General features: G+C 32.9%; 1 pseudogene. It reads right to left on the reverse strand.

Features of this window, described 5'->3' with window-relative positions:
- Positions 1-396: 396 nt before the first annotated feature.
- Positions 397-714, reverse strand: a pseudogene (locus KVT34_RS29625) (helix-turn-helix transcriptional regulator); the annotation flags it as partial.
- Positions 715-727 lie beyond the last annotated feature (13 nt).

Raw genomic sequence — 727 nt, forward strand, 5'->3', positions numbered from 1 at the left:
CCTTGTCCTCATTATACATAAAGAAAATAATAAAATATCAATAAATCCTAATATTTACATCTTATTACACAGAACTTACAATCCCGTGAACTTTCCGTCATTAAACAACAAGTTAATATTAAATTCCAAAACCCACCCTCCCTGCATTTTGAATAACCTCAGAAGCAATCATCCTCACAATTCTTTCTCTGGTACGCAGTAATTCATATTCCGATCTTCTCCCATTTCACAATATGAATAAACACCCTCTTCTTCTCGTAACCAACATAAGTAACAATGTTGATTTTGATAGAATTTCTTTTCCTTCACTCATCGTATTGGGAATTTCCTCTTATGCTGTTTACGATATGATAAAGCACACGTAGGACTTTAGTCCGGCTTTAAACGTGGGATACAAGTATCGTGGTTTCGATATGGAAATCGACTCACTATGTAATATATGTAATAGTTTTTAAATGTGTGGGAGAAAACTGCTGAATCTGCAAAAATATAATGGTAACTTATGCTAGTAATCGTCATATCTGAGCGATATGTAATAAGATTTGTTTCCCTTTCTCGTTTTAATCGATTTACATACCAAGATAACGGTTCATCTACTATTCCTTTAAACATTCTATAAACATGATACTTCGAAAATTCTGCTACATCCGCTAACTCTTCAATTGAAAGTGAATCATTTATGCATAATTCTATATAACTCTGCACTTCATAAATGCGTCGTAATTAC

This window comes from Paenibacillus sp. GbtcB18 (assembly GCF_019091125.1).
In the GTDB taxonomy this organism is placed as follows: domain Bacteria; phylum Bacillota; class Bacilli; order Paenibacillales; family NBRC-103111; genus Paenibacillus_F; species Paenibacillus_F chitinolyticus.